The sequence below is a fragment of the Nakamurella sp. genome (assembly GCF_048594475.1).
Taxonomy (GTDB): domain Bacteria; phylum Actinomycetota; class Actinomycetes; order Mycobacteriales; family Nakamurellaceae; genus Nakamurella.
On sequence record NZ_JBMDXT010000441.1, the window covers coordinates 1 to 4,193 of the forward strand.

4 protein-coding genes and 1 pseudogene are annotated in these 4,193 nt (G+C 71.5%); all 5 read right to left on the reverse strand.

Annotation, left to right across the window (positions count from 1 at the left end):
- A partial coding sequence (locus ACOJUF_RS19885) for a nucleotidyltransferase domain-containing protein (RefSeq protein ID WP_420123552.1) occupies positions 1–368 on the reverse strand: 368 nt, incomplete at its 3' end.
- Between the two features lie 25 nt (positions 369–393).
- Positions 394–732 (reverse strand): P-II family nitrogen regulator, encoded by a 339-nt coding sequence (locus ACOJUF_RS19890; protein WP_420123553.1) that lies wholly within the window; start codon positions 730–732, stop codon positions 394–396.
- Positions 729–2,108: an ammonium transporter gene (locus tag ACOJUF_RS19895; RefSeq protein WP_420123554.1), complete on the reverse strand. Its 1,380-nt coding sequence runs from the start codon at positions 2,106–2,108 to the stop codon at positions 729–731. The genes ACOJUF_RS19890 and ACOJUF_RS19895 overlap by 4 nt, the downstream gene beginning before the upstream one ends.
- Positions 2,109–2,294: 186 nt before the next feature.
- Positions 2,295–3,758, reverse strand: coding sequence for a signal recognition particle-docking protein FtsY (gene ftsY / locus ACOJUF_RS19900; protein WP_420123555.1), 1,464 nt, complete (start codon positions 3,756–3,758; stop codon positions 2,295–2,297).
- Between the two features lie 43 nt (positions 3,759–3,801).
- Positions 3,802–4,193, reverse strand: a pseudogene (locus ACOJUF_RS19905) (bifunctional [glutamine synthetase] adenylyltransferase/[glutamine synthetase]-adenylyl-L-tyrosine phosphorylase); the annotation flags it as partial.

Genomic DNA, 4,193 nt, shown 5'->3' on the forward strand with positions numbered 1-4,193 from the left:
AGCATCGCCGGCAGGTCGGTCCGCGCGATCTGGCGGGCCCCGCCGACGCTGCGCACCGAGTGGTCGAGCCGGATCTTGGAGTCCCAGATCGGGTACCAGAGCCGCTCGGCCAGCATGCCGGCGTAGGAGGCCGGCGTCTCCGTGGAATGGAGCAGGACCAGGTCGAGGTCCGAGAAGGGCGACAGCTCGCCGCGGCCGTACCCGCCGACCGCCACCAGGGCGACCCCGCCGACGTTGACCCCGGCGTCCTGGGCGAGTTCGCCGAGCCAGCCGTCGGTCAGTCGGGCGAGAGCCTTCCGCCGAGCCGGACCGGGAACCCCGGTCCGGCTCAGCAGTTGGGCTCGCACCTGCGCGAAACCGCCCGCCATCCCCACAGGCGAATTCCGCATGGGCCTACAGCGCTTCCTGACCGCGCTCGCCGGTGCGCACGCGCACCACCGATTCGACCGGGATCTGCCAGACCTTGCCGTCGCCGATCTTGCCGGTCCGGGCGGCCCGGACGATGACGTCGACGACGTCATCGGCGTCTTCGTCGTCGACGAGGATCTCCAGGCGGACCTTGGGCAGCAGTTCGACGGTGTACTCCGCGCCGCGGTAGACCTCGGTGTGACCGCGCTGGCGGCCGTACCCCGACGACTCCGAGACGGTCATTCCCTGGACCCCGAAGGCAAGCAGCGCTGCACGCACCTCGTCGAGCTTGAACGGCTTGATGACGGCGGTGACGAGCTTCATGCCTTGGCCTCCTGAGCGCGGTGCGCGGGAACGTGGGTGAGGGAACCGGAGGTCCGGCTGGCGCCGGCCGAGGGCTCCAGGTCGTACGCCGCCTCACCGTGGGTGGTGACGTCGACGCCCTCGACCTCGTGCTCCTCCGGGATCCGCCAGCCCATGGTGAACTTCAGGGCGTAGCCGATGATCAGGGTGATCACGCCGGACAGCACGACGGCGATGATCGCGACCACGATCTGGGTCCACAGCTGGGTCCAGCCGCCGCCGTAGAACAGGCCGTTCAGGGCGCCGTCGGGGGCCCAGGTCGCCGAGGTGACCACGCCGTCCGCGTCCCGGGTGACGTTGGCGAACAGGCCGATCAGCACGGTGCCGATGATGCCGCCGACCAGGTGGACGCCCACCACGTCGAGCGAGTCGTCGTAGCCGAACTTGTACTTCAGTCCGACGGCCAGCGCGCAGACCGCGCCGGCGACCAGGCCGATGACCATCGAGCCGACGATGTCGACCGCGGCCGCGGCCGGGGTGATGGCGACCAGGCCGGCGACGACGCCGGAGGCGGCGCCCAGGCTGGTGGCGTGCTTGTCCCGGATCCGCTCCACGATCAGCCAGCCGAGGGCCGCGACGCAGGTGGCGGTCAGGGTGTTGATCCACGCCTGGCCCGCGGTGCCGTCGGCGGCGAACTCGGACCCGGCGTTGAAGCCGAACCAGCCGAACCACAGCAGGGCGGCGCCGAGCATCACGAACGGCAGGTTGTGCGGCTTCATCGGCTCCTTGGCGAAGCCCATGCGCTTGCCGATGATGATGGCCAGCATGAAGCCGGCCATACCGGCGTTGATGTGCACGACCGTGCCACCGGCGAAGTCGATCGGGGTGGACAGCCACTCGGCCACGAAGCCCTCGGTGCCCAGCGCGCCGCCGCCCCAGACCATGTGCGCGATCGGGCCGTAGCACAGGGTCACCCAGAGGGCGGAGAAGACGAGCCAGGTGCCGAACCGGGCCCGGTCGGCGATCGCGCCGCTGATCAGCGCGACGGTGATGATGGCGAACGTCGCCTGGTAGCCGACGGCCACGGTGGCCGGCACGCCGGTCGCGGCCATCAGGCCGTTCTCGTCGTTCAGGCCGTGCAGGGCGAAGAACTCGAAGGGATCGCCGATGATGCCGGCGATGTTCTCGCCGAACACCTCGGAGTAGCCCCAGAGCATCCAGATCGGTCCGACGACGGCGAGCGCGCCGAAGCTCATCATCATCATGTTGAGGACGGACTTGGAGCGGGTCATGCCGCCGTAGAAGAAGGCCAGCGCCGGGGTCATGAGCAACACCAGCGAGGCCGCGGCGAGCATCCAGGCGGTATTGCCCGGATTCAGTTCGAAGGTGGATTCCATCAAGCCTCCAGGCTCTAGGAGTGGGATGGTCAGGCCAGCCGCCAGCGAGCAGGGCGGTTCGGCCCAGTGACCCACGAAGATTCGCGCCCGCGTGTTGCGCCGGGCGCTCCCGGAGGTTTCACCGGTGTGAACTCGGTTCGGAATGTGTTTCCGAACCGTTTCACGGGCGAAGACAACGTGTGACGCTCAGTCACCCAAGAGAGCGTCGACGAACGCGGCGGGTTCGAACGGCGCCAGATCGTCCGGGCCCTCGCCCAGGCCGACCAGCTTGACCGGCACGCCCAGCGTCCGCTGCACCGCCACGACGATGCCGCCCTTGGCGGTGCCGTCCAGCTTGGTCAGCACGATCCCGGTGATGTCCACCACCTCGGCGAACACGGTCGCCTGGACCAGCCCGTTCTGTCCGGTGGTCGCGTCCAGCACCAGCAGGATCTCGTCGACCTCGGCCTGCTTCTGGATCACCCGCTTGACCTTGCCGAGCTCGTCCATCAGGCCGGTCTTGGTGTGCAGCCGGCCGGCGGTGTCGATGAGCACGGCGTCCGCACCGTCGGCGATGCCGCGCTTGACCGCGTCGAACGCGACCGCCGCCGGATCGGCCCCGGCATCGGCCCGGACGACCGCGGCCCCGGCCCGCTCACCCCAGGTCTGCAGCTGATCGGCCGCGGCGGCCCGGAACGTGTCGGCGGCCCCGAGCACCACGTGCCGGCCGTCGGCGACCAGCACCCGGGCCAGTTTGCCGGTGGTGGTGGTCTTGCCGGTCCCGTTGACCCCCACGATCAGCAGGACGCTGGGCCGCCCGTCGTGCGGCAGGGCCCGCACCGACCGGTCCATCGACGGGTCGACCGCATCGATCAGCACCGTCCGCAGCAGCGCCCGGGCGCTGGCCGCGTCGGTGACGCCGTGCGCGGCCACCGCGGCCCGCAGCTTCTGGGTGATCTCGCCCGCCGCGGCGGCCCCGAGATCGGCCATCAGCAGGGTGTCCTCGACCTCCTCCCAGGAGTCCTCGTCCAGGGTCCCGGCGCCGAGCAGGCCCAGCAGCGAGCGGCCGAACGCGTTCTGCGACCGGGACAGCCGCCCGCGCAACCGCGACAGGCGGCCGGCGGTCGGCGCGATCTCCTCGCGCACCGGCTCGACCGCGGCCTCGTCGATCAGCACCTCGTCGACCAGCACCTCGTCGACCAGCACCTCGTCGACGGTGCCGTCGGGTTCGACGACGACCACGTCGGTGACGGTCTCGGTCGTGACGGTCTCGGTGACGTCGTCGGGCAGGGCCACCTCGACGATGTCGCGGCTCGGCGCGTCCCGCGGCACCGAGGCGTCGTCGCCGACCCCCGGCTGCCCGTCCACCTCGGTGCGCTCGGGCAGCAGGTCCGGGACCACCGGCATCGGCCGGGTGACCGGCCGCGGTGTCGATGCCGGCGGCGTCGGCGGCTCGGCCAGCGCGGTCCCCGCCCCGCCGCCGGCGGAGAACGAGATGGACCCGCCGGCCTTGTAGCCGCCCTTGGCCGGCGGCTCGTCGGTCTTGGCGATCTCCTTCGGCGGGGCGTCCTTGAGGGAGATGCGGCGGCCGCGGGCGCGGACCGTCCCCAGCACGAGGGCGAGGGCGAGCACGACGACGACGGCGATGACGATCCAGATCCAGGTTGGCACGCAGCCATCCTGACAGAACTGGCCGGGCGGATCAGCCAGCCACTCAGCCGCTGTCGAAGACCCGGTCCACCACCTTGCGGGCCCGCCGGGTGGCCCGCCGGTAGTCGTCGACGAACTCGCCGGGGTCGCCGCCCGGCGGGTACCCGCACGCCCGGGCGATGGCCGCGAGCTCGCGGCCCAGCCGCGGGATCTGGTCGTCGGGTTTGCCGCGGACCAGCATGATCGCGTTGCGGGTGCGCGAGGCGGTGATCCAGCCGTTGGTCAGCGCCTCGGCGTCCTGGTCGCTGATCAGGACGGCCCGGGCGGCGGCCGCGATCGCCGGCAGCGTGCTGGGCGTCCGCAGCGCCGGGACCTGGTAGGCGTGCTGCAGCTGCAGCAGCTGGATCGTCCACTCGACGTCGGCCAGCCCGCCCCGGCCCAGCTTGGTGTGGGTGG

What these genes read in the sequence shown, in the direction of transcription:
- ACOJUF_RS19890 (WP_420123553.1), bottom strand. Translation starts at nt 732, where the DNA reads ATGAAGCTCGTCACCGCCGTCATCAAGCCGTTCAAGCTCGACGAGGTG.
- ACOJUF_RS19895 (WP_420123554.1), bottom strand. Translation starts at nt 2,108, where the DNA reads ATGGAATCCACCTTCGAACTGAATCCGGGCAATACCGCCTGGATGCTC.